This is a genomic window from Ensifer sp. ENS08, assembly GCF_014852195.1.
In the GTDB taxonomy this organism is placed as follows: Bacteria; Pseudomonadota; Alphaproteobacteria; order Rhizobiales; family Rhizobiaceae; genus Ensifer; species Ensifer adhaerens.
On record NZ_JACVBF010000004.1, the window covers coordinates 148,061 to 172,318 of the forward strand.

Consider the following 24,258-nt stretch of genomic DNA (forward strand, 5'->3'; position numbering starts at 1 on the left):
ATCGACGAAACCGGATAGGAAGGAAGACGGCCATGGCCGACAAATCGACATTCACCCCGGAAGAATGGACGCTGCTCCTGGAGAGCGTGATGATGGCCGGCATTGCCGTGACGGCCGCGGAGCCGAGCGGCCTCTGGGGGATGATGAAGGAAGGCATCGCCAACAGCAGCGCACTTCTGCAGGCAAAAGCCGATGCCGCAGCAAGCCCGCTCGTCAAGGCGCTGGTCGCCGACTTCGAAACCTCGGAGGGCCGGACCGCCGCTCGCGATGGGCTGCAGACGAAACTCAAGGGTGCCAAGCCGGAGGACATGAAGGCCAGATGCATTGAAACGCTGAATCAGGCCCGGACACTCGTCGAGACCAAGGCGCAGGGTGATGTCGCAGCCTTCAGCACATGGCTATACCAGATCAGCCAGAAGGTGGCGGAAGCCGCCAAGGAAGGCGGCTTCCTGGGCTTCGGCGGCGTCGCTGTCAGCGATGCGGAGAAGGCCACCTTGTCGGAAATTTCCGCGGCGCTGAAAGTCGCCTAGGCAGCTGCGTTTCGCCGCGGAAGCACGAACGTGCCGTCAGCCCGGCCGCCGACGCCCTTGCCCGGTTCGCAAGGGCATCGATGGCTATAGTTCGGCAAACCGCAATCGCTGGCGACAACGCCGCGACATCGTTGTCAGATGGGTCACCCTTTGACGCGGCGCACGACCCGCGATCGCCATATCAGGGTGGGCTATCGGAAGCGCCGGATGACCGCTGGCAAGGAGAACGATCGATCGCCCCGCCTCCGACACAACAGGAACGTGCCCGCCCCCATCCTGAAACAGATATCGAGCCTGCTGGCGATTTTGTTTCCTGGACGCCGAAGTCGAGTTGATAGAGACGCGCGTTTAAACAACGAACCCCGGAAGCTTCCGTGAACCGCCCTGAAGTCGGGCTGCTTCGCATAGCACATGGTGGTGAGATAGATTATGGCGGAGAGGGTGGGATTCGAACCCACGGTACGGTTGCCCGTACGCCGCATTTCGAGTGCGGTGCTTTCGACCACTCAGCCACCTCTCCGCTTTGCTGGTCGGCGCTTGTTCGGCGCGGTCGGGTTCATAGCGGCAGATTCGGGTGCTGGCAAGGGCCTTGTTTGAAGAATATGTAACGGCCTCGTTGCTTTCGCCTTGACACGCCTGTGCAAATCCTTGTAATCCGCGCAATGAAGTGGTGTGGCCTAGCTTCACCGCAGCGGGTGCGATTTGCGCCCATTCACCGGTGGATATCCGAAAAGGAGATCCACTCAACTGTCGACTGAGAAAAAGACGGCCTTGTCTTCGGGCAGAGAGCCGGATCGAACATGAAAGGATAAAAAATGTTCGCAGTCATCAAGACCGGCGGTAAGCAGTACCGCGTGGCCGCCAACGACGTCCTCACCATCGAAAAGCTGGAAGGCGTTGCAGGCGACAAGATCGAATTCACCGAGATCCTGATGGTCGGCGTTGGCGCCGATGCAACCATCGGTGCTCCGTTTGTCGAAGGCGCCGTTGTCAGCGCTGAAGTTGTTGAGCAGGGTCGCGCCAAGAAGGTCATCGCCTTCAAGAAGCGTCGCCGCCAGAACTCCAAGCGCTCGCGCGGTCACCGCCAGCACCAGACGACCGTCCGCATCCTGGACATCGCTGCTGCCGGTGGCAAGGCAAAGAAGGCTTCGAAGAAGTCTGAAGCTGCCGCTGAAGCCGCTGCAAACTGAGTTCAGGGATCTAAGGTTTAAAGGAGAACACCAATGGCACACAAAAAAGCTGGCGGTTCGTCGCGTAACGGTCGCGATTCTGAGTCCAAGCGCCTTGGCGTGAAGAAGTTCGGCGGCGAGAACGTCATCGCAGGCAACATTATCGTGCGCCAGCGCGGTACGAAGTGGCATCCGGGCGCCAATGTCGGCCTCGGTAAGGACCACACGATTTTTGCACTTACGGCCGGCAACGTGGACTTCCGTACGAAGGCCAATGGCCGCGTGTACGTGTCTGTAATGCCGAAAGCCGAAGCAGCGGAATAAGCCGGTAGCGCTCTAAAACAGCCGGCGTCTCATCGACCCGGCTGACGCACCTGATGGTTCCAAGCCAGACTTCAAAGGGGAGATGGGGCAATACCCAACTCCCCTTTTTCGTTTCTGGAGGAAACCATGCAAACCGAGTTGTTGAGGGAAGACCAATCCCGGTCTCCCGAGCAGAGGCTGAGGCCCCAACGGTCAAGGACCGATTGCCCGATATTGTTGTCACCCCGGCTCGTTCTGCGCGCGCCCCATGAAGACGATATCGACGCCCTTGCCCATCTTGCCAACAATGCCAATGTCGCGACCATGGTTTCGCGCATGCCGCACCCGTATACGACGGCCGATGCCGCCGACTTCGTGCGACGCGCGAAAGCCGGCACGATTGGCAAGTGCGTCTACGCGATTACCAAAGCGGACAATGGCGCATTTCTCGGTTGTTGCGGTATCGAGCCGCATCCCGATGGCAAGACGGCGGAGCTCGGCTATTGGCTGGGCGAGCCCTATTGGAACCAGGGCTATGCCACCGAGGCCGCCCAGGTCTTGACCGACATGGCCTTCCGCACCCGCGACATCGACCAGATCGATGCGCGCTGCAGGGTCATGAACTTGGCATCGCGCCGGGTCATCCAGAAGTGCGGTTTCCAGTTCCAGGGCAGCGGCATGGTCGGCAGCCTGGCGCTCGGCGGCTCGATCGCCGTCGAATGGTACCGACTCGACCGCAAGACCTGGGTCTCCTTGAGAAGCTGGGGAGGCATGCGATGAACGCGCTCGCTTCCGAACGCCAGCGGATCGTTGCCCGCCCCGGTCCCGGCCCCTGCCCGGTCATCGAGACCAAGCGCCTGGTTCTACGCCCGCATCGGCGAAACGACGCCGAGGCGATCGCCCAGTCGCTCGGCGATTTCCAAGTGGCGCGCATGCTGGCGCGCGTTCCCGCGCCCTACGATCAGCAGGACGCGCTCGACTGGCTGACGGCGCAGACTTCAGGTTTGACGCCAGACTGGACCTTCGCCGTCACCACCGGTGACGACGTGCACATCGGCTGCGTCGGCATCGAGCTCCGCCACGGCCAATGGCATGTCGGCTACTGGCTGAACCGCTTCTACTGGGGCAAGGGCTTTGCCTCGGAGGCTGCCTATGCGGCGGTCGAGCGCTTCTTCCGCCGCATGCCCGAAACGACCCTGCATTCCGGCGTCTTTGCCGACAATCCGGGATCGCTGAAGGTGCAGGAGAAGATCGGCTTCCAGATCACCGGCTGCGCCCAGGTCTATGCGCTCGCGCGCAACGCCATGGTCGCCCATATCGAGACGCGGCTGACCGCCGCCGATCTGCGCCGACCGCACTAGAGAACATCCCCGCGAAGCTCGGGCTTCGCGGGGACTTTTTTGTCATGCGAGCGTGAAACCGACAGGCAGGTGGTCGGAACCCTTGGCTTCATAGTCGGTCCAGGCATCGCTGAGACGAGACGCAAGGCCGGCGCTCAAGAAACAATAGTCGAGATGCATGCGTTTTTCGGGGTTTTCGGGATGGATCCAGCTATAGCTTTCAGGCGTCAGGCGGCCGAGATGGGCAAGCGCATCAACCGGATTCTCAAGTCGCAGCGAACGGCCGTAGAAGGCGTCACGCGAGCCGGTCATCGCGCAGTATTCCGGCGTCTCCGGCTCCATGTTGAAATCGCCCATGACGACGAAGTCCTCCGGATGCGGCGGCTCGGCCATGCCGAAATCGGCCGCCCCGGTGATCGCGCCGCCTTCGAGCGGATAACCGAGCAGCCGGTCCTTGAGATAACGGATCTGGGCAATACGCTCGGCCGGCAGCACATGATCGAGATGCACGGAATAGACCCGAAGCGGACCGTCGGGCGTCGCGATCAGCGCTTCCGTCGCCCCGCGCTGCAGGTTCATCGGGCTGATCGTGCGGGTGCGCGGCAAGGGGATCAGCCGGGTGGCAAGGATCGGCCAGCGCGACAGGATCATGTTGCCGAACTGGAAGCGGCGGCTGACGGCGCGTCCATCCTCGATCGCCGAACCGATGTCGATGTCGCAAGGCGCGTGGAAGGCGGAGAAATGGCCGGGAAACAGCTTTTCGAAGCGGGTGACGAGATCGACATGGCCGTTGCGGTGAAAGCCGCGCGTCACTTCCTGAAGCGCGATGATGTCGGCGTCCCCGATCGAAGCGGCGATACGCTCGAGATCGAAGCGACCGTCGAGGCCGATGCCGTATTGGATGTTGTAGCTAACGAACCGCACGATATTCTTTGACCTCCGAATAAACCGCCTATATCGATGGCGGCAAATTACAGCGCCGCGCATCCTTTAGGACCTGCAAAGGTCGCTGTAACACTTTCTAAGACCGCGCACTTACACCGAACAGATGGCAGCCCAATGAAATTTCTCGACGAAACGAAAGTCTATATCCGCTCCGGCGACGGTGGCGCAGGCGCCGTCTCGTTCCGGCGCGAGAAGTTCATCGAGTTCGGCGGACCGGACGGCGGCGACGGCGGCCGTGGCGGAGACGTCTGGGTTGAGGCCGTCAACGGTCTGAACACGCTCATCGACTTCCGTTACCAACAGCACTTCAAGGCCAAGACCGGCCAGCACGGCATGGGCCGCAACCGCACCGGCGCCGGCGGCGACGACGTGACGCTGAAGGTCCCGGTCGGCACCCAGATCTTCGAGGAAGACAACGAGACGCTGATCGTCGACATGGTCGCCGAGGGCCAGCGCTATCGGCTGGCCGCCGGTGGCAATGGCGGCTTCGGCAACGCCCGCTTCAAGTCCGCGACCAACCAGGCGCCGAACTGGGCCAACCCCGGTCTCGAGGGCGACGAGAAGACGCTCTGGCTGCGGCTGAAGCTGATCGCCGATGCCGGTCTCGTCGGTCTGCCGAATGCCGGCAAGTCGACCTTCCTTGCCGCCTGCACGCGCGCTCGCCCGAAGATCGCCAACTATCCGTTCACGACGCTGCATCCCAATCTCGGCGTCGCCACCATCGACGGCAACGAGTTCATTATCGCCGACATTCCCGGCCTGATCGAAGGTGCGCATGAAGGTGTGGGCATCGGCGACCGCTTCCTCGGCCATGTCGAGCGCACGCGTGTGCTGCTGCACCTCGTCTCCGCCCAGGAGGAAGATGTCGCCAAGGCCTATAAGACGGTCAAGCACGAGCTCGAAGCCTATGGCGGCGGGCTGGAAGACAAGCCGCAGATCATCGCACTGTCGCAGATCGACGTGCTCGACGAGGACGAGCTGAAGATAAAAGCCAAGGCGCTGGCCAAGGCCTGCGGCGAGCAGCCCCTGCTGCTCTCTGCCGCCGTCGGCAAGGGCATGACCGAAGCGTTGCGAGCGTTGCGCAGCGTCATCGTCGCCGCCAAGGCCGGTGAAGGCTATGGCGAGGAGAACCTCTGAGATGACCAAGACCCGCAAGCCGCTTTTGAAGTATCGTCGGGTCGTCATCAAGATCGGGTCGGCATTGCTGGTCGACCGCGCCACCGGGCTGAAGAAGGCCTGGCTTGACGCCATGTGCGCCGACATCGCTGGCCTCAAGGCCAAGGGCGTCGAAGTGCTGGTCGTCTCCTCGGGCGCGATCGCGCTCGGCCGTACCGTGCTCAACCTGCCGGCAGGTGCCCTGAAGCTCGAAGAGAGCCAGGCGGCCGCCGCCGTCGGCCAGATTGCGCTCGCGCGCGCCTGGTCGGAGAGCCTTTCGACCGATGCCATCGTCGCCGGCCAGGTGCTGCTGACACTCGGCGACACGGAAGAGCGCCGCCGCTACTTGAACGCCCGCGCCACCATCAACCAGCTGCTGAAGCTCGGCGCCGTGCCGATCATCAACGAGAACGATACGGTCGCGACCACAGAAATCCGCTATGGCGACAACGATCGCCTCGCCGCCCGCGTCGCCACCATGGTCGGCGCCGATTTGCTGGTGCTGCTCTCCGATATCGATGGGCTCTACACGGCCCCGCCGCATCTCGACCCGAACGCCCGCTTCCTCGAAACGATCGCCGAGATCACCCCTGAGATCGAGGCCATGGCCGGGGGTGCGGCATCCGAGCTTTCGCGCGGCGGCATGCGCACCAAGATCGATGCCGGCAAGATCGCCACGACCGCCGGCTGCGCCATGATCATCGCCTCAGGCAAGCCGAACCATCCGCTGGCGGCGATCGAGGACGGCGCCCGTTCGTCCTGGTTCGCACCATCAGGCTCGCCGGTGACTGCGCGCAAGACCTGGATTGCCGGTCAATTGCTACCAGCCGGAACGCTTGCCGTCGATGCCGGTGCCGAAGAGGCGCTGCGCTCGGGCAAGAGCCTGCTGCCGGCCGGCGTCCGTGACGTGACGGGCAGCTTCAGCCGCGGTGACACCATCGCCATTCTCGGCACCTCCGGCCGGGAGATCGCCCGTGGTCTTGCCGGCTACGATGCCGACGAAGCCCGCCAGATCGCCGGCAAGAAATCGGCCGAGATCGCCGCGATCCTCGGCTATGCCGGCCGCGCCGCCATGGTGCACCGCGACGATATGGTGATGACCGGAAAACGCGCTGAGGCCGAGGGCAGCCGGAAGGATGAAGTCCATGCTTGACGAGGTGAAAAACAAGGGCGACGTCGAGACCGTCATGCTGGAGATCGGCCGCAACGCCAAGGCCGCCAGCCGACCGCTTGCCATCGCCAGCGCCGAACGCAAGCACGCCGCCCTGATCGCCATGGCCGATGCGATCGTCGCCCGCACGGACGAGATCCTGGCGGCCAATGCGATCGACCTTGAAAACGCCCGAGAAAGCGGCGTCGCCGCCTCTTTCATCGACCGCCTGACGCTGAGCGAAGGCCGCATCCGCGACATGGCAAACGGCATTCGCGCGATTGCCGAGTTCAAGGATCCGGTCGGTGACATCATTGCCGAATGGGACCGGCCGAACGGCCTGCACATCGAGCGCGTGCGCACGCCGCTCGGCGTCATTGGCGTCATTTATGAAAGCCGGCCGAACGTGACGGCTGATGCCGGCGCGCTGTGCCTCAAGGCCGGCAACGCCGTGATCCTGCGCGGCGGCTCCGACAGCTTCCATTCCTCCAGCGCGATCCATGCCTGCCTCGTCGAAGGCCTCAAAGCCGCCGGCCTGCCGGAACATGCGATCCAGATGGTGCCGGTCTCTGACCGCGCGGCCGTCGGCGCCATGCTCTCGGGTCTTGGCGGCACGATTGATGTGATTGTACCGCGTGGGGGCAAGAGCCTCGTTGCCCGGGTGCAGAACGAAGCGCGCGTGCCGGTCTTTGCCCATCTCGAAGGCCTCTGCCACATCTATGTCGATGCCTCTGCCGATCTCGCCATGGCGGAAAAGATCGTCGTCAATGCCAAGATGCGCCGCACCGGTATCTGCGGTGCTGCCGAAACACTGCTGATCGACCGCAACGACGCCGACCGACTGGTCAAGCCGCTGCTGAACGCCCTGCTGTCAGCGGGCTGCGAAGTACGCGTCTCCGACGAACTCTCAGGCGCGGTCGACGGCCTGAAGGAAGCGATCGACGAGGATTGGGCAACGGAATATCTCGACGCCATCATCTCGGTGAAGCTGGTCGACGGGATCGCCGGTGCGATCGAGCACATCGGGACCTGGTCGTCGGCCCACACGGAGGCCGTCATCGCCGAGGATCCCGGGGTCGTCGAGCGCTTCTTCTCGGAGATCGATTCCGCGATCTTGCTGCATAACGCCTCGACCCAGTTTGCCGATGGCGGCGAATTCGGCATGGGCGGTGAAATCGGCATCGCCACGGGCAAGATGCATGCGCGCGGACCGGTCGGCGTCGAACAGCTGACCTCTTTCAAGTATCGGGTGCGTGGTGCTGGACAGGTCAGGCCCTGAGGTGACGGCAGGCAGGGTGAACGCCCGCTACCTGCGCATGCCCCATGTCGAAGCCGGCATGGTGGTGGGCCTCTTCGGCGGGTCCTTCAACCCGCCGCATGAAGGCCATGTGCTCGTTGCCGACACGGCGATCCAACGGCTCGGGCTCGACCAGCTCTGGTGGATGGTGACCCCCGGCAATCCGCTGAAGGACCACAACAATCTGGCGCCGCTTGCCGACCGCATCGCCATGAGCGAAGCGATCGCGCACAACCCGCGCATCAAGGTGACGGCGTTCGAGAGGGCTCTGGGGCAGAGCTATACCGCCCGCACGCTCGAAATCGTGCAGGCGCGAAACCGCGACATTCGCTTCGTCTGGATCATGGGCGCCGACAACCTGAAGAGCTTTCATCGCTGGCAGAACTGGCAGAAGATCGCCCGCACTTTCCCGATCGCCGTCATCGATCGGCCGGGCTCGACGCTCGCCTATCTCTCCTCACGCATGGCGAAAACCTTCGACTATGCTCGCATCGACGAGGACGACGCGCGGCGCCTCCCCTTCCACCGCGCGCCAGCCTGGACCTTCATCCATGGACCTCGCTCATCGATGAGTTCGACGGCGCTTCGCGCCGCCGGTGGAGTATGATTTCCAGGGATTCAGTTCTGCTGTCTTGAAACAGCTACGGTTTGATGCCTACATTCATGGACGGTTCGATCTTTGTTCGAATCGGAAGTGCCTGTTCTGTTCATGTGGAAAGGAAAGACCCTGACAACAGCACACGCCAAGGGATATGCGGTTACCGCATTCCCGCGCAGCACGGGATCTAGCGACGAAGCCGCTGTCCGTGCGCTTCAACTGGTCCTCGAGAGCCTAGAGGACTCGAAGGCAGAAGACATCGTCAGCATCAACATTGCCGGAAAGTCGGCGCTGGGAGACTTCATGGTCGTTGTCTCCGGGCGATCGAACAGGCATGTGATGGCCATTGCAGATCACCTGACGACCGACCTGAAAGACGGGGGCTTTGGCAATGCCCGTGTCGAAGGTCTGGAAGGCGGTGACTGGGTGCTGATCGACACCGGTGATGTGATCGTTCACATCTTCCGGCCGGAAATCCGGGAGTTCTACAACATCGAGAAGATGTGGGCGGCTCCCGAGATCGAGGACGGCACCTTGCATTGAGACCGACCGGGTCGCCGCGCAGCTGAATGCCGGACGAGCCGAGTTGCGGTCATGCATGAATGTGAAGGGCTGGCGCCGCCTTGGGCGGCGTTGTCAGCCGGATATTTGTTGCGACTGATCGTAACCTACAGGCCCGTCAACCGGACAAGGCGCGCAACGACGCTGCAAGGCTCCAGGAACGCGGTATAAGATTCTCCTTGAATCGACCCGATTTCAGGAACTATGCAGTGCGCGTTGCAGCGCAAGCGAGGACGGACAAGGTCATGCGTATCGGACTTTTCGCAGTCGGCCGCCTCAAGGCGGGGCCGGAAAAGGATCTTGCGGCCCGTTATCTCGATCGCTTCTCCAAGGCCGGTCCGGCGATCGGGCTTGAGCTTTCCCGCGTCGTCGAAGTCAACGAAAGCCGTGCTTCGAACGCCGAGACGCGCAAGCGCGAGGAAGCCGCACAGCTCGAAAAGGCACTGGCCGAAGGCAGTCTGCTCGTGCTCTTGGACGAACGCGGCAAGGCGCTGGATTCGGAAGGCTTCTCATCGCTTCTCGGCACGTTCCGCGACAGCGGCAAGCGTGACCTGATGATCGCGATCGGTGGCGCCGATGGTCTCGATCCGAGCCTTCATGCCCGCGCCGATGCGGTGCTGAACCTTGGAAAGATGACCTGGCCGCACCAGCTCGTGCGCATCCTGATCGCCGAACAGCTCTACCGGGCCGTCACCATTCTCTCCGGCCACCCCTATCATCGGGTCTGAAGCGGCGGGGCTGCTTTTCGGGCAACCTCTCCCGGTACACGCGGCGATAACGAGAATATGCTTGGTCGTGCGCGCCAAATCAGATTAGGTTTTTTCCTCATATTTTCGGATGGACGCACGCAACGGATGACGCCCCGAGGCAGGACCAGCGTTTTCGGCATGGGAAGAGACGGCACAGGACGGCTTGCCCGTACTGCGGCGGCCTTTGCGCTTGCGCTTGCGATCGGCCTGCCGGCGAGCGCCCAGGAGGCCACGCCGCCCGCCGCCGCGACCGGTCAGGAGCAGGGCCCGCCCGACCCCGCCGCCGACCTCACGCTTCGCCGCAACAGTACGCGCAGCGAACTGGATGCGCTCTCCAAGACGATCACGCTTTCCCAGGAGCGCGCCAATGCGCTGACGGAAACCATTGCCGAAATCGACAAGACCAACGAGACGCTGCGCGCCGCAATCGTCGAGTCCGCAAAGAAACGCCAGGATCTCGAACAGCAGATCGTCGATGGCGAGAAGAAGCTGAGCGACCTTAGAACCAAGGAAGACACGGTCCGTCGCTCGCTGCGCTCACGCCGGGGCGTGCTTGCCGAGGTGCTCGCCGCCCTGCAGCGGATGGGGCGCAACCCGCCGCCGGCGATCCTGGTGACCCCTGAGGATGCGCTCGGCTCCGTGCGCAGCGCCATTCTGCTTGGCGCCGTCGTGCCCGGCCTGCGCAAGGAAACCGAAAACCTGGTGGCCGACCTCAAGGCGCTCGCCGACATCCGCATCGGCATCGACCGGCAGCGCGAGGACCTGACTGCGGCAATGACCGCCAATGTCGAGGAAGAGCGCCGCATGTCGATGCTGGTTGCCGAAAAGGAAAAGCTGCGCCAGACGAGCGCCAGCGAACTTGCGGCCGAGCAGCGCAAGGCGCAGGAACTGGCCTCGCAGGCGACCAATCTCCAGGGCCTGATCGGCTCACTCGAGGACCAGATCTCCTCCGTTCGCGAGGCTGCCGAAGCGGCGCGCGCGCAGGAGGAAGAACGCCGTCGTATGAGCGAGGCAGAGCGCGAGGCGGCGCGGGAACTCGCCCGCAATGCGGTGCCTGACAAAAACCGCATTGCGCCCGCATATGTGTTTTCGGAGCTGAGGAACAAGCTTGCCTATCCGGCCGCGGGATCGCTGTTGCGCAAATTCGGCGATGCAGACGGGACGGGGCATTCCCTGCAAGGGATCATGTTGGAAACCAATCCCGGCGCGCTGGTGACTGCGCCGTCAGATGGCTGGATCGTCTATGCAGGCAATTTCCGCAGTTATGGGCAGATGATCATTCTCAACCCGGGCGACGGCTACCACGTCGTGCTTTCGGGGATGGAGAAGGTGAGCGTTCAGACTGGGCAGTTCGTCGTCGCCGGAGAACCGCTGGCGACGATGGGCGCAAAAAGAGTGGCGAGCGCTGCGGCCTTGGCGCTGGAAACGGACCGGCCGACGCTTTACATTGAATTCCGAAAAGACGGAAAACCGGTTGATTCCCGACCATGGTGGACCGCAGCAGAGGTTGGAAAGGCGCGAAATGATACGTAGGGCTTCACTTGTTCTGGTCGGGGCGCTGATGGGCGCGACCGCGATGGGCGTGGTTTATTCGGCTGTCGTTCCGGCCGTCGCTGCCAACACCTCGACCTATCGCGAACTGGCAATCTTCGGCGACGTGTTCGAACGCGTGCGGGCGCAATACGTGACGCCGCCGCAGGACGACAAGCTGATCGAGAACGCGATCAACGGCATGCTTTCCTCGCTCGACCCGCATTCGAGCTACATGAACTCGACCGATGCCGAGGACATGCGCACCCAGACGCGCGGTGAATTCGGCGGCCTCGGCATCGAAGTGACGATGGAAGACGACCTCGTCAAGGTCACGAGCCCGATCGACGACACACCTGCGGCCCGCGCCGGCGTGCTTGCCGGCGACTTCATTTCCAAGATCGACGGTGCGGATGTTCGCGGACTGAAGCTCGAAGACGCCGTCGAAAAGATGCGCGGCGCCATCGGCACCCCGATCAAGCTGACGATCCTGCGCAAGGGCGCGGACAAGCCGATCGAACTGACGATCGTCCGCGACGTCATCGCCGTTCGTGCGGTCAAGTTCCGCACCGAAGGCGACGTCGGCTACCTGCGTGTCATATCCTTCACTGAAAAGACCTATGACGACCTGAAGAAGGGCATCGAGAAGATCAAGGCGGAAGTGCCGGCCGATAAGCTGAAGGGCTACGTGCTCGACCTGCGCCTCAACCCGGGCGGTCTGCTCGACCAGGCGATCAACGTCTCCGACGCCTTCCTGGAACGTGGCGAAGTCGTTTCGACCCGCGGCCGCAACCCGGACGAGACCCGTCGCTTCAACGCCACGCCGGGCGATCTGACCGATGGTAAGCCGGTAGTCGTGCTGGTCAACGGCGGCTCGGCCTCCGCTTCGGAAATCGTCGCCGGCGCCCTGCAGGATCTGAAGCGCGCGACCGTGCTCGGCACGCGCTCCTTCGGCAAGGGTTCGGTCCAGACGATCATCCCCCTCGGCGAAGCCGGTGCGCTGCGTCTGACGACCGCGCTCTACTACACGCCGTCGGGCAAATCGATCCAGGGCACGGGCATCACGCCTGACATCAAGGTCGAACAGCCTCTGCCGCCGGAACTGCTCGGCAAGGTCGAGGCTCAGGGCGAGTCCGATCTGCGCGGCCACATCCAGGGCCAGAGCGAGACCGACGAAGGCTCCGGCTCGGTCGCCTATGTGCCGCCGGAAGCCAAGGACGACCTGCAGCTGAACTACGCGCTCGACCTTCTGCGCGGCAAGAAGACGGACCCGTCTTTCCCGGCGAGCCCCGAGCAGGCTCAGCTGAAGAAGTAAGCCTCACAGACACGAAACGAAGCGCCGCATGTTCACCCGAACATGCGGCGCTTCGCATTTGGCCCCATGACTGGGCCGGCCGATGCACTGGTCAAGCCTTCGCCACTAAATTATAGGGTTAGCAAGCGCTGCCGCGGCCACTGATTCTTCGAAGGCATACGGCGTGCGACGGGAGAGGATCGGCACGCGTCCTGGCGCCGGCCTCGCTCTAGCGGCAACATCCCACAGCTCGACCGAGGCTCCGTTTGGGAACTGATCTCAATGCTCCGCTCGGCCAGAACCGGCGGGCCAAGCCAGTGTCGAAGCGCAATCCCCAGCGAACGCTCGGGTTTTCTCTTGCCGGCCTTTGCATCGCCGCGGTGATTGGCATTTCCGCCTGGAACACGCTTTCGCCGGACGGTTTGCGGCGTGATTCCGCATCGCCGGTCGTAACGGCCGAGAAAGCGAAGAGCCCAGGCGAAAAGGCATCCAACCCGGCCAGCGGCCAGACGGGCGTCGGCTCCGGAACGATGGCACCGGGAACGGCCTATTCCGGCGCCGATGTCGAGCGCACGCTCACCGACGACGGCTCCACCGTCACCACGTTTTCGCCGCGCAGCCGCGACGGCAAGGGACCGGCCCTCATCAATGTCGGTCCGATCCGCGGCCAGGATCCGCGCATGGCGGCGATGCCCAATGACGACCTGCTGGAAGAAAGCCCCGCCGGACGCCTGCCGATCATCGGTCCCGACGGGCTGCGCCCGCTCGATCAATATGCGCGCCCTTGGTCGGGCGCGCGCGGCACACGCATCGCACTTGTCGTCGGCGGGCTCGGCCTCAGCCAGACGGGAACCCAGAAGGCGATCCGCGACCTGCCGGGCGAGGTGACGCTCGGCTTTGCCACGGCTGGAAACAGCCTGCAGCGCTGGATGCAGGAAGCGCGCCGCAGCGGCCACGAGATCCTGTTGCAGCTTCCGATGGAGCCGTTCGACTATCCGGCCAACGATCCGGGCCCCAATGCGCTGCGCGTCGGCCTCGGCGAAAAGAAGAACCTCGCGGAACTGCACCGCAACCTCGCCGAGATCACCAATTATACCGGCGTCATGAATTATCTTGGCGGCCGCTTCCTGTCCGATGCCGATGCGCTGGAGCCGGTCATGCGCGATCTCGGCAAGCGCGGCCTGCTGTTCCTCGACGATGGCACCTCGGCGCAGTCCCTGTCCGGCAAGCTTGCCGGCGCCTTCGACGTGCCGCACGGCTTTGCCGACCTGACGCTCGACAGCGAACTCAGCCGCAACGCGATCCTGAAGAAGCTTGATGAACTCGAACGCATCGCGCGCCGCAACGGTACCGCCATTGGCGTCGCTTCTGCCTTCGACGAGAGCGTCGGCGCGATCGCCTCCTGGATCGGTGAAGCGCAGGGGCGCGGCATCGAGATCGTCGGCGTTTCCGCGCTCGTCAAGGATCCGCAACAGAACTAGCTTAAAGCCGTCCCCACGGGACCAATGAACGTTTGCACAGAAGAGGCAGCCGATGAGCAAGGACAAGAAACTGAAGGCGGATGACCTTCCCTATCGCCCCTGTGTCGGGGTGATGGTGCTGAACCGGGCGGGCCTCGTCTGGGCCGGTCATCGTATCGCCGTCGGCAATTCCGAATATGACGGCTCGCCGCAGCAATGGCAGATGCCGCAGGGCGGCATTGACAAGGGAGAGGATCCGCTGAAGGCCGCCTATCGCGAGCTTTACGAAGAGACCGGCATGAGCACCGTCTCGCTGCTGGCCGAAGCGCCCGGCTGGATCAACTACGACCTGCCCGAACATCTGATCGGTATCGGCCTCAAGGGCAAGTATCGCGGCCAGACGCAGCGCTGGTATGCCTTCCGCTTTGAAGGCGAGGAAAACGAGATCGCCATCAACCCGCCGCCGGGCGGACATGAGCCGGAGTTCGACGCCTGGGAATGGAAGCCGATGCGCGACCTGCCGGAGCTGATCGTGCCGTTCAAGCGCAAGGTCTACGAGGAAGTGGTTGCGGCTTTCGCGCATCTGGCGCCGTGAACCGGACCTGCCCGTTCCTGAAACGACAAAGGCCGGCGATATCGCCGGCCTTTATGTTTGCAAGCTTTTACCAGGCTCAGTCGGCTTCGGCCTCGTTGGCCGGAGCGGCATTGAGCTGGCCGTATTTCTCTTCGCCGATCTTGTCGAGCAGCTCGAGCTGGGTTTCGAGGAAGTCGATATGGCCTTCCTCGTCGGCGAGCAGCTCTTCGAAGAGCTTCATGGAGACGTAGTCTCCGGCGGCATGACAGATGTCGCGGGATTTCTTGTAGGCGGTGCGGGCGTCGTATTCGCCGGCGAGATCTGCCTTCAGCACTTCCTTGACGTTCTGGCCGATGCGCAGCGGCGCGACCGTCTGCAGGTTGGGATGGCCTTCAAGGAAGATGATGCGCGCGACGAGCTTGTCGGCATGTTGCATCTCCTCGATGGATTCGGCCCGCTCCTTCTTGGCGAGAAGCGTATAGCCCCAGTCTTCGAGGAGGCGGTAGTGCAGCCAATACTGGTTGACGGCACCGAGTTCGAGATAGAGCGCTTCGTTAAGCTGCTCGATGACTTTTTTGTCGCCTTTCAAGATCCGCCCTCCGGTTGTCGTCGTGGAATTGTCTGAGGCGGGTCATGAAATCAAATATCTCTGCGTCCGTCGAGTCGCGGTGCGCGTGATATTGCTCGGTGGTGCGGATGATGATGTCGACGACATTGGGGAAACAGCCGCAGCAACGGCCGCGTTTTTCCATCGCGTGGTAGACTTTCGCCGGCACGATCAGCTGCCAACAGTCCTCATCGAGGAGACCAATGATCGTGTCCTCGATCTCTTTTTCCGTGATGAAATTGCAGCTGCAAACCAGCATGTCGTCTCGCCTGTCGTACGCAACGCCCTGTATCAGCGCATAAAGCAAAACAGGACATTTAGTGTCAACTAAAAACTCCGCGAGCGGAAGTTGCGGGTGGATTAGAACGACTCTAAACTTGACAGAAAACTTCGCCTTTTCAGAATTTTAGAGATTCCTGAGCGACTGCGCCTGCAAACACTGAATGGGTCATGAGGCGCACAGCCTGCGACATTTTTACACACCTCCGGTCGCGACGGCGGGAAACCCTGCCCATGACCTGCGCCGGAAGCATTCTATGGAATCCCTCCGACGTATCTGGCAGTCCCTTCGCCAAACCGCCCCACACAATCGGGAGACAGCAAAGCCGGGTCGGGCTTTCAATGGAAATTGCGCCCCTTCGGCATCACGTCGGCCACCTCGGCTGTCGCTCGATCCGGGTTGCTGGAACTGCTGCCGGAATGGCGGGGGATCGGTAGGCGCTGGTCGCCTTGCGCCCGCTTCATGCGCGCGTCGCCGGTTGGCCTCAGTGCCTCATCGGCACGCTCGCTCGCGCCAAAACGGCGCGCCTCCTTGCGCAACAGCCCCAGCATCGGCGTGATGTCTTCGATATGTTCGGCGACCACGTGGATGACACTGCTTTCGCGCTGAAGCCGGCCGCGGATCTTGACGAGACGCGCGCCCATGACCACCGGACGATAGGTCGCAAACACCTTCGGCCAGACGATCGCATTGGCGACACCGGTCTCGTCCTCGATGGTCATGAAGATCACGCCCTTGGCCGAGCCCGGACGCTGGCGAACGAGCACCAGCCCGGCAACCGTGACCCGCCGCCCGACCGGGGCGGTCGCAAGCATGCGGCTCTGGACGATCCCTTGCGCGGCAAGCGTGTCTCTGAGGAAGGAGACCGGATGCGCCTTCAGCGAGAAGGAGAGATAACGATAGTCGTTGATCACCTGCTCGCCTGCCAGCATCTCCGGCAGGATCATCGCGGGCTCCGGCCGCAACTCCTCTCTCGCAGCCCCCTCAAAAAGCGGCAGCCGCTCGGCCGCACTTTTTTCGTCGAGCGCCTTCACCGCCCAGAGCGCCTTGCGCCGATCGAACCCGATCGAGCGGAAGGCATCCGCATCCGCAAGCCTTTCGAGCGCGGAACGGGAGAGGCCGGAGCGCAGCCAGAGATCGCGAACCGATCCGTAACCGGCCCCCCTATTGGCGACGAGCTTGTCCTCGAGTTCCCTTTGGTTCAGCCCCTTGATCGAATTGAAGCCGAGGCGCATCGCCTTCGTCGTCCTGATCACAGTCTCCATCTCGCGGTGGCGCGGCTCGATGGCCCTCTTGTCGAGCCCCCCCTCTTCGAGATCCGCATCCCAGACCGAGTGGTTGATATCGACAGGCAGCACCCGGACCCCATGCTCGCGCGCATCGCGCACCAACTGACCGGGCGCGTAAAACCCCATCGGCTGCGAGTTCAACAACGCGGCGCAGAAGACGTCGGGATAATAGGTCTTGAGCCAGGAGGAAACATAGACGAGCAGCGCAAAGGACGCCGCATGGCTTTCGGGAAAGCCGTACTCGCCGAAACCTTCGATCTGCTTGAAGCAACGCTCGGCAAAATCGCGCGGATAGTCGTTCCTGACCATGCCTTCGATCATCTTTTCGTGGAAGGTATGGATGGTGCCGGTGCGCTTGAAGGTCGCCATGGCCCGGCGCAACTGGTCAGCCTCGCCGGGCGAGAAGCCTGCGGCAGTAATCGCGATCTGCATCGCCTGCTCCTGGAACAACGGCACGCCCAGCGTTCGCTTCAGCACGGCCTCCAGTTCAGGACTTGGATATTCGATGGGAATTTTTTTATCCCGCTGCTCCCGCCGCTTCAGATAGGGATGCACCATGTTACCCTGGATCGGCCCGGGCCGGACGATCGCCACCTCGATGACGAGATCGTAGAAGATGCGCGGCTTCAGCCTTGGCAGCATGCTCATCTGCGCCCGGCTCTCGATCTGGAAGACGCCGATCGTATCGGCGCGACAGATCATGTCGTAGACGTCCTTCTGGTCATCCTTGAAGAGCTGATGCAGCGTTTTCTGCTCGTTGTAATGCCGGTCGAGAAGCTTGAAGGCACGGGCGATGCAGGTCAGCATGCCGAGCGCCAGTACATCGATCTTCAGGATCTTCAGCGTGTCGAGGTCGTCCTTGTCCCACTCGATCATGTAGCGGTCGGGCATCGCCGTATTCATGATCGGCACCACCTCGTCGAGCCGGTCGCGGGTCATCACGAAGCCGCCGACATGCTGGGAAAGATGGCGCGGGAAACTCATCAGCTCGGTGGCGTAATCGAGCACCTTCACCGTCGTCGGATCCTTCGTATCGAGCCCGGCCGCCTGCGCCTCGCGCTCCGAGAGATCGGCGACCGACCAGCCCCAGACGGAACCGGCAAGCGCCGATTGCACGTCTTCTGAGAACCCGAAGGCCTTGGCGGTCTCTCGGCCGGCCGAGCGCGCCCGGTAGCTGATGACAGCCGCCGTCAGTCCCGCATGCTCCTTGCCGTAGGTGCGGTAGATATGCTGGATCACCTCTTCCCGCTTCTCATGCTCGAAATCGACGTCGATATCCGGCGGCTCGTCCCGTTCGGTCGAAAGGAAGCGATCGAAGAGCAGGGTGGTCTTAAGTGGATTTACCTCAGTGATGCCAAGGCAATAGCAGACGGTGGAATTCGCCGCCGACCCGCGGCCCTGGCACAGGATGTCGGCGCCGCGCGCGAACTGCATGATGTTGCGCACTGTCAGGAAGTAGGGCTCGTAGCGTTTCTCTGCGATCAGGCCGAGTTCGTATTCGATCTGCCTGGAAACCTGTTCGGAAATTCCTTCGGGATACCGTTCGCGCGCGCCCTCCATCGTCAGCCGACGCAGCGTCTGCGTCGGCGTTTCGCCCGGAATGCTCTCATCCGGATATTGATATTCGAGATCCGACAGCGAGAACTTCAGACGCCCAAAGAAATGCCCGGTATTGGCGATCGCTTCCGGATAGTCGCGGAAGATGCGGACCATTTCGGCGGGCGTCTTCAGATGCCGCTCGGCATTGGCATGGAGCCGATAGCCTGCGGTCGCGATCGTCACATGCTCGCGGATGGCGGTGACGACATCGGCAAGCGGCCGCCGGCCGGCGGCGTGGAACAGCGGACTGTTGGTGGCGACGAGCTTGACTGCCGCGTGGCGGGCGATGGTCGCAAGCCCGGCAAAGGCAAGCTGGTCGAAGCCGTCATAACGCGGCACCAGCGCCAGATAGAGCCGATCGGCGAAATGCGGCTTCAGCCGCTTGAGGAAATCGGCAAGCAGGGTTGCCTCCGGTGCGCCGATCACCGGGCCGGGCAGCACGGCGAGAAGCAGATCCTCGCCCCATTCGATGAGATCGGTCTCGTAGAGCGTGCAGGTGCCCTTCCTGGCACGCAGGTTTCCGGCACTCAGCATCCGGCAGAGGTTGCCCCAGCCGCGGCGGTTTAAGGGATAGGCGAGCACGTCGGGCAAGTCCTCGGCAAAGGAGAGCCGCGCGCCGGGCTGGAAGGCCGACTTCTCCACCTTGGCCTGCGCATGGGCGCGCACCACGCCGGCCACCGTGTTGCGATCAGCAATGCCGAGGCCTGATATCTTGAGACGGCTCGCCGCAACGACCATCTCACCCGGATGGGAAGCGCCTTCGAGGAAGGAGAAATTCGACCAGGCACCGATCTCGAAATAGGGGGTAGCGTCGCTCATGCGAAGACTCCATGCATGAACCAGCGCGGCGGGGCGCTCGCGCCATAATGACCCTCGCGAAACAGCCAGAACCGCCGGCCGCTATCGTCCTCCACCCGGAAATAATCACGCTCCAGCGCCGGCTCGCCATCGAGCCACCATTCGCCGGCGATCCGCTCCGGCCCCTCAGCGCGCGCGATACGGTGCAATGTGCGCCGCCAGCGAAAGCTTCTCGGCGGCCCCTCCGGCACTTCGGCCACCGCCTCCACCGGCTCGGGACTTGGAAAGAGCCGCTGCGGCCGGGCGGCGGCAGCAAGCAGGGGCGCCGGGATGTTGTTACCCGGTTCCTCAGCCTTGCCGATCAGCGCCAGGTCCGTGAGCGGCCGGAAGCTTGCCGCCCGCTCCGGCACATGGCTTTCCGAGAGCGCCGGCACCATGAGGCTTTCTGCGCCGAAGCGCGCCATGACCCGGTCGGCAAAGGCGGCAAGCGGACGCTCGCGATCCGGCGTGCCGGAGAAATCCTCCTGCATCACCTCGTATTTTTCGCTCTTCGGCACGGAAAGCCTGAGGATTTCGAAGCCGAAGCCGGCATCGAGATCTTCGTGCACCGCCTGCAGGCGTTCGCGGAAGAGACCCGCGACGCGACGCGGCTCGTTGAGCGGCGAGGACGTGCCGGCGGCGATGCGAAAGACCGCACCGTCGACGCGGAAAAGCAGCAGTTCGAACAGGCGCCCGCCCTCGCCGCGCTTCTCCAGTTCCGGTTTCAGCCGCAACGCCAGTTCTTCCGTCAGGCCCAAAATATCGTCTTCACCCTGGACCGGCTCGCCGAGCCGCCGCTCTGCCGAAAGGGCAGCGACGGGCAACCGTGGCGACAGCGGCTCGTCCTCGCGCCCGAGCGCCTGGTCGAGACGCAGAAGCAGGGTTGCGCCGAACCGGCGGGCGAGCGGTGCGCGCGGCGCCTCGATCAGGTCGCCGATCTGCTTGAGCCCGACCCGGCCGAGTGTTTCGATCGTTTCCTGCGGCAGCCGCAGCGCCGCCATCGGCAAGGGTGCCAGCGCTCGCACCGCCTCGTCCTCGGCAAGGATAGCGTCGGAGCCGAAACGCGCCACCGCCCAGGAGAGCCCGGCGGACGAAGAGATCGCCGCCCGGGCCTCGACCCCCAGATGAAAGAGGCGAGCGAGCAGATCGTCGAGCAGCGCTTTTTCCCCGCCGAGAAGATGGGCGCAGCCGGTGATGTCGAGAAAGAGGCCGCTGTCGCCATCGAGCGCGACGAGCGGCGTGTAGCGGCAACACCAGTCCGCCAGCCCTGCAAGCAGCGCCCGGTCGGCGGCGGGATCGGCCGGCAGCACGTCGATCTCGGGACACATGGCCCGCGCTTCGGCGACACCCTGGCCGATATGAAACCCACGCTTTTCAGCGAAACCATCGAGCGCAACGAGACGCATCGCGCTCTTCACCTTGTCGGCGAAGACGACGGGCGGATGCTCAGGACGCCCGCGGGAAAGCCACGAGTTCCCCCAGCGCTTGCGCGCGACCCGATCGGCCGGAAGATGCGGAAAGGCGAGCGACAGAATGCGCTGGTTCTGGATCTGCCGCAGCAGCGGCTGGTAGGGGCTCGACGGGGTAAAGGCGGCGGTCATGGGGGTTCCACTCCAGGAAGAAGCCGAGCGGCGCAGGAGCCCTGCTCTTCTCGGCAATGACGTGAAAGACGGGATGGCCGATGCTGCCGCGAAGCATCGATCCATCCGGTAGCGGTCGCTCACGCGCCGGTGCCGGCTCGACGAGGAAGCGGAAGAAGGCGCTGCTCGCCTCCTCGTGTCCGGATTGGCGCAGAAGCAGAAGGGGGACGTGGCCAGCGCGCGAGCGCACATGCAGGCGTCGGCTCTCGCTGAGCGCGAGGGCAGCCGGGTTGCCGCGAATTTCAAGGATGACGGCACAGAAGCTCGGCACGGAAAGCGCGGCCTCGGCGATCCAGAGCGCATCCTTTATCGTGCGTGGCAGGCTGAAGACGAGGCCGCGGACATCGAGACCAAAGGCCTTCAGACCCAGCCCATAGGGCATGCCCGCCTCGGTGCAAGCCATCGACTGGCTGATCCAGAGAACGGGGGCGGCCGGCTCGCCCTTTTCAAGCCGCGCCCGTTGACAGAGCACGCTGAGTGCTGCGGCAAAACCGGCGGCCGCACCGGCATCGCGCGTCTCGGCATTGCGGATTTCCGTCATGCCTTCGAGCGGCAGGCCGCCTTCGAGAAGATCGTCCAGATCGGGAACGCCGAGCGCCAGCGCCTTGCGGCCAGGCTCGTCTTCTTCCCGTTGACGGAAGCCGCCGGGATCGGCCGCCTTGGCGGCGCGCACGACGCCCGGAAGCCGACGGTTTTCGATCCTGGCTATGGTTTCTCGGAGCGAAAGTACCGTCTCCCGCTGCACGGCTGTGTCGGCCATGACGGTCAACTCCCATCAGAATGTTCATGTTATGTTCTATTAGATTCCAGAGCTTCCTAAATGAGTCAACAGCCAATTCTAAGAATTTATTCCTGTCTCTGTGGTCAAGGAATTCAACACTCGAAAAACAAAGGCAAAATCGCTATATGGAGGGCAACAAGGAGTGCCTATGGCCCGCATTGACCAGACCGATGATTGGCGGGAACGCCACGCACCGACGCTTACCACTTTCGAGCAGCTTGCGCTGGAGGCCTATGGCCACCTGCCGCAGGAATTCCGCCAGCTGACGACCGACCTTATCATCGAAGTTGCCGACTTCCCGAGCGACGACGTTTTCGAGGACATGGCGCTGGAAACGCCTTTCGACCTGCTCGGCCTCTTCGAAGGCCGCGGCATCAGCGAACGCTTCACCATGGAAACCGGCCAGTTTCCGAACCGCATCACCCTCTACCGCCGCCCGATCATCGACTATTGGGCGGAGAACGAGGAGACGCTGGGTGACATCATCACCCACGTGCTGATCCACGAGATCGGCCACCATTTCGGCCTCTCCGACGACGACATGGAACGGATCGAGGCCAGCGTCGAGCACGTCGGCGGCTGACACTTCATTTGCTATCATCGCGCGGTGAGGACCGCCCCTCATCCGCGCGGTGAGGAAGCCTCTCATCCGCCTGCCAGCACCTTCTCCCCGCAGGCGGGGCGAAGGAAACTCGCGATACCGTTTGCATCCCAATCGGAGCACGACCGATTCCAGAAAGCAGGCCTCACACGCCGATTGTGAGCATCAACCGCGTCCCCTCGCCCCGCCTGCAGGGAGAGGGTTAGTCCTCGGGCTAAACCCGAGGAGAGGGGCAAACCTGCGCGACGGCAAACAGCCTCGACTACTGCTCCGACAGCTTGATATCCGGGGTGTATTCCTTGCCTTCGACCTCCTTGACCACCGCCTGGCCGCACTGCATGTGCTGCGTGTCGGCATTGAAAGCATAGGTGGGCGAGCCATGCAGGCTCCAGCCCTGGTTTAGCGCCGCCGTCACCTTGTGGCAGAAGGAAGCGTCGTCAGGGCCGGTCAGGAAGCGGAAGAGTTTCAAGATCTTGTCTTTCGTTTTTCGATGAGGTCCGCCTTGGCGGCAAGCGTGACGGCCTGGTCGAGGTGCAGCCGCTCGACCATCCGCCCGCTGAGGTTGATGACGCCCTTGCCGACGTTTTCGGGCAGCGCAAAGGCGGCGATGATCGCGCGCGCCTCGTCGACGGCGATCTGATCGACGCCGAAGCGCTCGTTCGCCGGGCCAATCTGCGCTGGATGGATCAGCATTTTGCCGTCATAGCCCATGTCGCGGCCCTGCCGGCATTCCTCGTCGAAACCGGCACCATCGCGGAAATCGTTGAACACGGCGTCGATGACATCGAGCCCGCCGCCGCGCGCGGCAAGCAGGATCTGCATCAGCCAGGGGATGAGATAGGGCCGGCCCGGACGATCCGGAACGCCGGTCTCCTTGCGCAGGTCGTTGAGGCCGACGACGAAACAATCGAGCCTGCCACTGAAGGTACGGCCGGCCTCGGCGATTGCCGGCGCGTTGATCACCCCGCGTGGCGTCTCGATCATTGCCCAGAGGCGCAGCGTCTCCGGCGCATCGTTCTCGTCGAGCCAGTCGGCCGCCGCCTGGATATCCGCCGGGCTTTCGACCTTCGGCAACAGGATGGCGTCGGGATTGGCCGCAAGCGCCGCAGCAAGATCGCCCTGACCATAGTCGGAGCCGATCGCATTGATGCGAATGACAATCTCGCAATCCGGCCGGCTCGCCGTCAGATACTGCACCAGCGCCGCACGCGCTTCCACCTTGCGCTCGGGCGCTACCGCATCCTCGAGATCGAAGATCGCGGCATCCGTCGCGAGTTCCGCGACCTTGGCAAGCGCGCGGGCATTGTCGGCCGGCACGCAAAGCACCGAGCGGCGCAGGCGTACAGGGTGATGTTCGCTCGATTTGTTCATGCTTCAGTTGTGCCCGCCTTTGCCGCGTTCCGCAAGACGAGGCGAACCGCCGCACCCCTTTCGAGAGCCCACCTCTTGCAAGTCCGAAGGCGCGCCCCCACATCGCCATCAGAAAGGTGACGATTATGCAAAGCATTCGCTCTGTTCTCTTTACGGCCGCAGCCCTGACCATCACGTTCGCGGCCTTTGTGCTTACCGCCTCGCTGGCGCTGGCACTGGCCGGCATCGCCGCCGTCGTCGTGGTCGGCAGCGCCATTGCCACCCGGCTGAATTTCAGGCCTGCCCGCGCCACCGCGCGCCCGGCTGCCGCAGGTGCGGCCCAGGGCCAGCGCGAGATGCGCATCTGGAACGACGGCCGCGGCACGATCATCGACCTCTGATCCCTGGGTGTCGAAATCGATCCCCGGGCGTCGGAATCGATCCCCGGCGATCATTGCAATCGGGCCGATCCGTGATCGGCTCGAACCCTGTTGGCGGACTTCAAAAACCGTCATGCAGCCGGCTGCGATTTTTTTTCGACCCCATGTCGGATCGGAGATTCCATGTCCGTCCTTGAGGCAGGCCAGCACGGTCCTGGCTCTTCGAACAGGATGGAGAA

25 protein-coding genes and 1 tRNA gene are annotated in these 24,258 nt (G+C 63.3%); 17 read left to right on the forward strand and 9 right to left on the reverse strand.

Features of this window, described 5'->3' with window-relative positions; genetic code table 11:
- Nucleotides 1-32: 32 nt before the first annotated feature.
- On the forward strand, nt 33-530 hold the full coding sequence (locus tag IB272_RS12730) for a hypothetical protein (protein ID WP_034802641.1): 498 nt from the start codon (nt 33-35) through the stop codon (nt 528-530).
- 430 nt (nt 531-960) lie between these two features.
- Here IB272_RS12730 and IB272_RS12735 read toward each other — a convergent pair.
- Nucleotides 961-1,050: transfer RNA gene (locus IB272_RS12735), tRNA-Ser, on the reverse strand.
- A gap of 295 nt (nt 1,051-1,345) precedes the next feature.
- On the opposite strand from IB272_RS12735, the gene rplU reads away from it, so the two are divergent.
- From rplU to IB272_RS12755, 4 genes are all read left to right on the forward strand, one after another.
- Nucleotides 1,346-1,720 carry a 50S ribosomal protein L21 gene (gene rplU, locus IB272_RS12740; RefSeq protein WP_034802644.1) on the forward strand — a complete coding sequence of 125 codons (375 nt, stop codon included), beginning with the start codon at nt 1,346-1,348 and terminating at the stop codon, nt 1,718-1,720.
- Between the two features lie 33 nt (nt 1,721-1,753).
- Nucleotides 1,754-2,023, forward strand: a complete 270-nt coding sequence (gene rpmA / locus IB272_RS12745; protein ID WP_034802646.1) for a 50S ribosomal protein L27 — start codon at nt 1,754-1,756, stop codon at nt 2,021-2,023.
- Nucleotides 2,024-2,149: 126 nt separating this feature from the next.
- Nucleotides 2,150-2,782 (forward strand): GNAT family protein, encoded by a 633-nt coding sequence (locus tag IB272_RS12750; protein ID WP_034802649.1) that lies wholly within the window; start codon nt 2,150-2,152, stop codon nt 2,780-2,782.
- Nucleotides 2,779-3,363: a GNAT family N-acetyltransferase gene (locus tag IB272_RS12755; protein ID WP_060586506.1), complete on the forward strand. Its 585-nt coding sequence runs from the start codon at nt 2,779-2,781 to the stop codon at nt 3,361-3,363. The genes IB272_RS12750 and IB272_RS12755 overlap by 4 nt, the downstream gene beginning before the upstream one ends.
- A gap of 42 nt (nt 3,364-3,405) precedes the next feature.
- On the opposite strand, the gene IB272_RS12760 is transcribed toward IB272_RS12755, so the two are convergent.
- On the reverse strand, nt 3,406-4,266 hold the full coding sequence (locus IB272_RS12760; protein WP_060586508.1) for an endonuclease/exonuclease/phosphatase family protein: 861 nt from the start codon (nt 4,264-4,266) through the stop codon (nt 3,406-3,408).
- A gap of 135 nt (nt 4,267-4,401) precedes the next feature.
- Between IB272_RS12760 and obgE the strand changes: the two genes are divergently transcribed.
- The 10 genes from obgE to IB272_RS12810 all read left to right on the forward strand — a co-directional run bounded on the left by obgE (nt 4,402) and on the right by IB272_RS12810 (nt 14,676).
- Nucleotides 4,402-5,424: a GTPase ObgE gene (gene obgE, locus IB272_RS12765; protein WP_192444451.1), complete on the forward strand. Its 1,023-nt coding sequence runs from the start codon at nt 4,402-4,404 to the stop codon at nt 5,422-5,424.
- 1 nt (nt 5,425) lies between these two features.
- Nucleotides 5,426-6,595, forward strand: a complete 1,170-nt coding sequence (gene proB / locus IB272_RS12770) for a glutamate 5-kinase (protein ID WP_060521426.1) — start codon at nt 5,426-5,428, stop codon at nt 6,593-6,595.
- On the forward strand, nt 6,588-7,871 hold the full coding sequence (locus IB272_RS12775) for a glutamate-5-semialdehyde dehydrogenase (protein ID WP_060586615.1): 1,284 nt from the start codon (nt 6,588-6,590) through the stop codon (nt 7,869-7,871). Before proB ends, IB272_RS12775 begins: the two co-directional genes overlap by 8 nt.
- Before the next feature lie 16 nt (nt 7,872-7,887).
- Nucleotides 7,888-8,496, forward strand: coding sequence for a nicotinate-nucleotide adenylyltransferase (locus tag IB272_RS12780; protein ID WP_113135856.1), 609 nt, complete (start codon nt 7,888-7,890; stop codon nt 8,494-8,496).
- Between the two features lie 102 nt (nt 8,497-8,598).
- Nucleotides 8,599-9,030, forward strand: a complete 432-nt coding sequence (gene rsfS / locus IB272_RS12785) for a ribosome silencing factor (RefSeq protein WP_034802667.1) — start codon at nt 8,599-8,601, stop codon at nt 9,028-9,030.
- Between the two features lie 263 nt (nt 9,031-9,293).
- Complete coding sequence (rlmH, locus tag IB272_RS12790; protein WP_060521428.1) at nt 9,294-9,776, forward strand: 23S rRNA (pseudouridine(1915)-N(3))-methyltransferase RlmH; 483 nt, start codon at nt 9,294-9,296, stop codon at nt 9,774-9,776.
- 159 nt (nt 9,777-9,935) lie between these two features.
- On the forward strand, nt 9,936-11,330 hold the full coding sequence (locus IB272_RS12795; RefSeq protein ID WP_060611166.1) for a murein hydrolase activator EnvC: 1,395 nt from the start codon (nt 9,936-9,938) through the stop codon (nt 11,328-11,330).
- Complete coding sequence (locus IB272_RS12800) at nt 11,320-12,642, forward strand: S41 family peptidase (RefSeq protein ID WP_034802677.1); 1,323 nt, start codon at nt 11,320-11,322, stop codon at nt 12,640-12,642. Before IB272_RS12795 ends, IB272_RS12800 begins: the two co-directional genes overlap by 11 nt.
- A gap of 245 nt (nt 12,643-12,887) precedes the next feature.
- Nucleotides 12,888-14,102: a divergent polysaccharide deacetylase family protein gene (locus tag IB272_RS12805; protein WP_060586510.1), complete on the forward strand. Its 1,215-nt coding sequence runs from the start codon at nt 12,888-12,890 to the stop codon at nt 14,100-14,102.
- 52 nt (nt 14,103-14,154) lie between these two features.
- Entirely contained in the window at nt 14,155-14,676 is a 522-nt protein-coding gene (locus tag IB272_RS12810) for an RNA pyrophosphohydrolase (protein ID WP_034802695.1), read from the forward strand.
- A 76-nt stretch (nt 14,677-14,752) separates the two neighbouring features.
- Here IB272_RS12810 and bfr read toward each other — a convergent pair whose 3' ends face one another.
- The 5 genes from bfr to IB272_RS12835 all read right to left on the reverse strand — a co-directional run bounded on the left by bfr (nt 14,753) and on the right by IB272_RS12835 (nt 21,667).
- On the reverse strand, nt 14,753-15,244 hold the full coding sequence (gene bfr, locus IB272_RS12815) for a bacterioferritin (RefSeq protein ID WP_034802698.1): 492 nt from the start codon (nt 15,242-15,244) through the stop codon (nt 14,753-14,755).
- Entirely contained in the window at nt 15,210-15,521 is a 312-nt protein-coding gene (locus tag IB272_RS12820; RefSeq protein ID WP_034803108.1) for a (2Fe-2S)-binding protein, read from the reverse strand. The genes bfr and IB272_RS12820 overlap by 35 nt, the downstream gene beginning before the upstream one ends.
- Before the next feature lie 359 nt (nt 15,522-15,880).
- Entirely contained in the window at nt 15,881-19,249 is a 3,369-nt protein-coding gene (locus tag IB272_RS12825; protein ID WP_060586512.1) for an error-prone DNA polymerase, read from the reverse strand.
- Nucleotides 19,246-20,829 (reverse strand): DNA polymerase Y family protein, encoded by a 1,584-nt coding sequence (locus IB272_RS12830; protein WP_246810357.1) that lies wholly within the window; start codon nt 20,827-20,829, stop codon nt 19,246-19,248. The genes IB272_RS12825 and IB272_RS12830 overlap by 4 nt, the downstream gene beginning before the upstream one ends.
- Nucleotides 20,714-21,667, reverse strand: coding sequence for a hypothetical protein (locus IB272_RS12835; protein WP_060586516.1), 954 nt, complete (start codon nt 21,665-21,667; stop codon nt 20,714-20,716). The genes IB272_RS12830 and IB272_RS12835 overlap by 116 nt, the downstream gene beginning before the upstream one ends.
- Before the next feature lie 169 nt (nt 21,668-21,836).
- On the opposite strand from IB272_RS12835, the gene IB272_RS12840 reads away from it, so the two are divergent.
- On the forward strand, nt 21,837-22,271 hold the full coding sequence (locus tag IB272_RS12840) for a metallopeptidase family protein (protein ID WP_034802708.1): 435 nt from the start codon (nt 21,837-21,839) through the stop codon (nt 22,269-22,271).
- Between the two features lie 280 nt (nt 22,272-22,551).
- Here IB272_RS12840 and IB272_RS12845 read toward each other — a convergent pair whose 3' ends face one another.
- Both IB272_RS12845 and IB272_RS12850 read right to left on the reverse strand, forming a co-directional pair.
- Entirely contained in the window at nt 22,552-22,758 is a 207-nt protein-coding gene (locus tag IB272_RS12845; protein WP_034802710.1) for a DUF1737 domain-containing protein, read from the reverse strand.
- Nucleotides 22,755-23,660: a CoA ester lyase gene (locus IB272_RS12850; protein ID WP_060586518.1), complete on the reverse strand. Its 906-nt coding sequence runs from the start codon at nt 23,658-23,660 to the stop codon at nt 22,755-22,757. Before IB272_RS12850 ends, IB272_RS12845 begins: the two co-directional genes overlap by 4 nt.
- A gap of 125 nt (nt 23,661-23,785) precedes the next feature.
- On the opposite strand from IB272_RS12850, the gene IB272_RS12855 reads away from it, so the two are divergent.
- A complete protein-coding gene (locus IB272_RS12855; RefSeq protein ID WP_060521435.1) occupies nt 23,786-24,040 on the forward strand; it encodes a hypothetical protein in 255 nt (84 codons plus the stop codon).
- The last annotated feature ends 218 nt before the right edge of the window (nt 24,041-24,258 follow it).

Bases quoted from the DNA above. Each gene is read 5' to 3' on its own strand.
- IB272_RS12730 (WP_034802641.1), top strand. From the start codon at position 33: ATGGCCGACAAATCGACATTCACCCCGGAAGAATGGACGCTGCTCCTG.
- rplU (WP_034802644.1), top strand. From the start codon at position 1,346: ATGTTCGCAGTCATCAAGACCGGCGGTAAGCAGTACCGCGTGGCCGCC.
- rpmA (WP_034802646.1), top strand. From the start codon at position 1,754: ATGGCACACAAAAAAGCTGGCGGTTCGTCGCGTAACGGTCGCGATTCT.
- IB272_RS12750 (WP_034802649.1), top strand. From the start codon at position 2,150: ATGCAAACCGAGTTGTTGAGGGAAGACCAATCCCGGTCTCCCGAGCAG.
- IB272_RS12755 (WP_060586506.1), top strand. From the start codon at position 2,779: ATGAACGCGCTCGCTTCCGAACGCCAGCGGATCGTTGCCCGCCCCGGT.
- obgE (WP_192444451.1), top strand. From the start codon at position 4,402: ATGAAATTTCTCGACGAAACGAAAGTCTATATCCGCTCCGGCGACGGT.
- proB (WP_060521426.1), top strand. From the start codon at position 5,426: ATGACCAAGACCCGCAAGCCGCTTTTGAAGTATCGTCGGGTCGTCATC.
- IB272_RS12775 (WP_060586615.1), top strand. From the start codon at position 6,588: ATGCTTGACGAGGTGAAAAACAAGGGCGACGTCGAGACCGTCATGCTG.
- rsfS (WP_034802667.1), top strand. From the start codon at position 8,599: ATGTGGAAAGGAAAGACCCTGACAACAGCACACGCCAAGGGATATGCG.
- rlmH (WP_060521428.1), top strand. From the start codon at position 9,294: ATGCGTATCGGACTTTTCGCAGTCGGCCGCCTCAAGGCGGGGCCGGAA.
- IB272_RS12795 (WP_060611166.1), top strand. From the start codon at position 9,936: ATGGGAAGAGACGGCACAGGACGGCTTGCCCGTACTGCGGCGGCCTTT.
- IB272_RS12800 (WP_034802677.1), top strand. From the start codon at position 11,320: ATGATACGTAGGGCTTCACTTGTTCTGGTCGGGGCGCTGATGGGCGCG.
- IB272_RS12810 (WP_034802695.1), top strand. From the start codon at position 14,155: ATGAGCAAGGACAAGAAACTGAAGGCGGATGACCTTCCCTATCGCCCC.
- IB272_RS12820 (WP_034803108.1), bottom strand. From the start codon at position 15,521: ATGCTGGTTTGCAGCTGCAATTTCATCACGGAAAAAGAGATCGAGGAC.
- IB272_RS12825 (WP_060586512.1), bottom strand. From the start codon at position 19,249: ATGAGCGACGCTACCCCCTATTTCGAGATCGGTGCCTGGTCGAATTTC.
- IB272_RS12835 (WP_060586516.1), bottom strand. From the start codon at position 21,667: ATGGCCGACACAGCCGTGCAGCGGGAGACGGTACTTTCGCTCCGAGAA.
- IB272_RS12840 (WP_034802708.1), top strand. From the start codon at position 21,837: ATGGCCCGCATTGACCAGACCGATGATTGGCGGGAACGCCACGCACCG.
- IB272_RS12850 (WP_060586518.1), bottom strand. From the start codon at position 23,660: ATGAACAAATCGAGCGAACATCACCCTGTACGCCTGCGCCGCTCGGTG.
- IB272_RS12855 (WP_060521435.1), top strand. From the start codon at position 23,786: ATGCAAAGCATTCGCTCTGTTCTCTTTACGGCCGCAGCCCTGACCATC.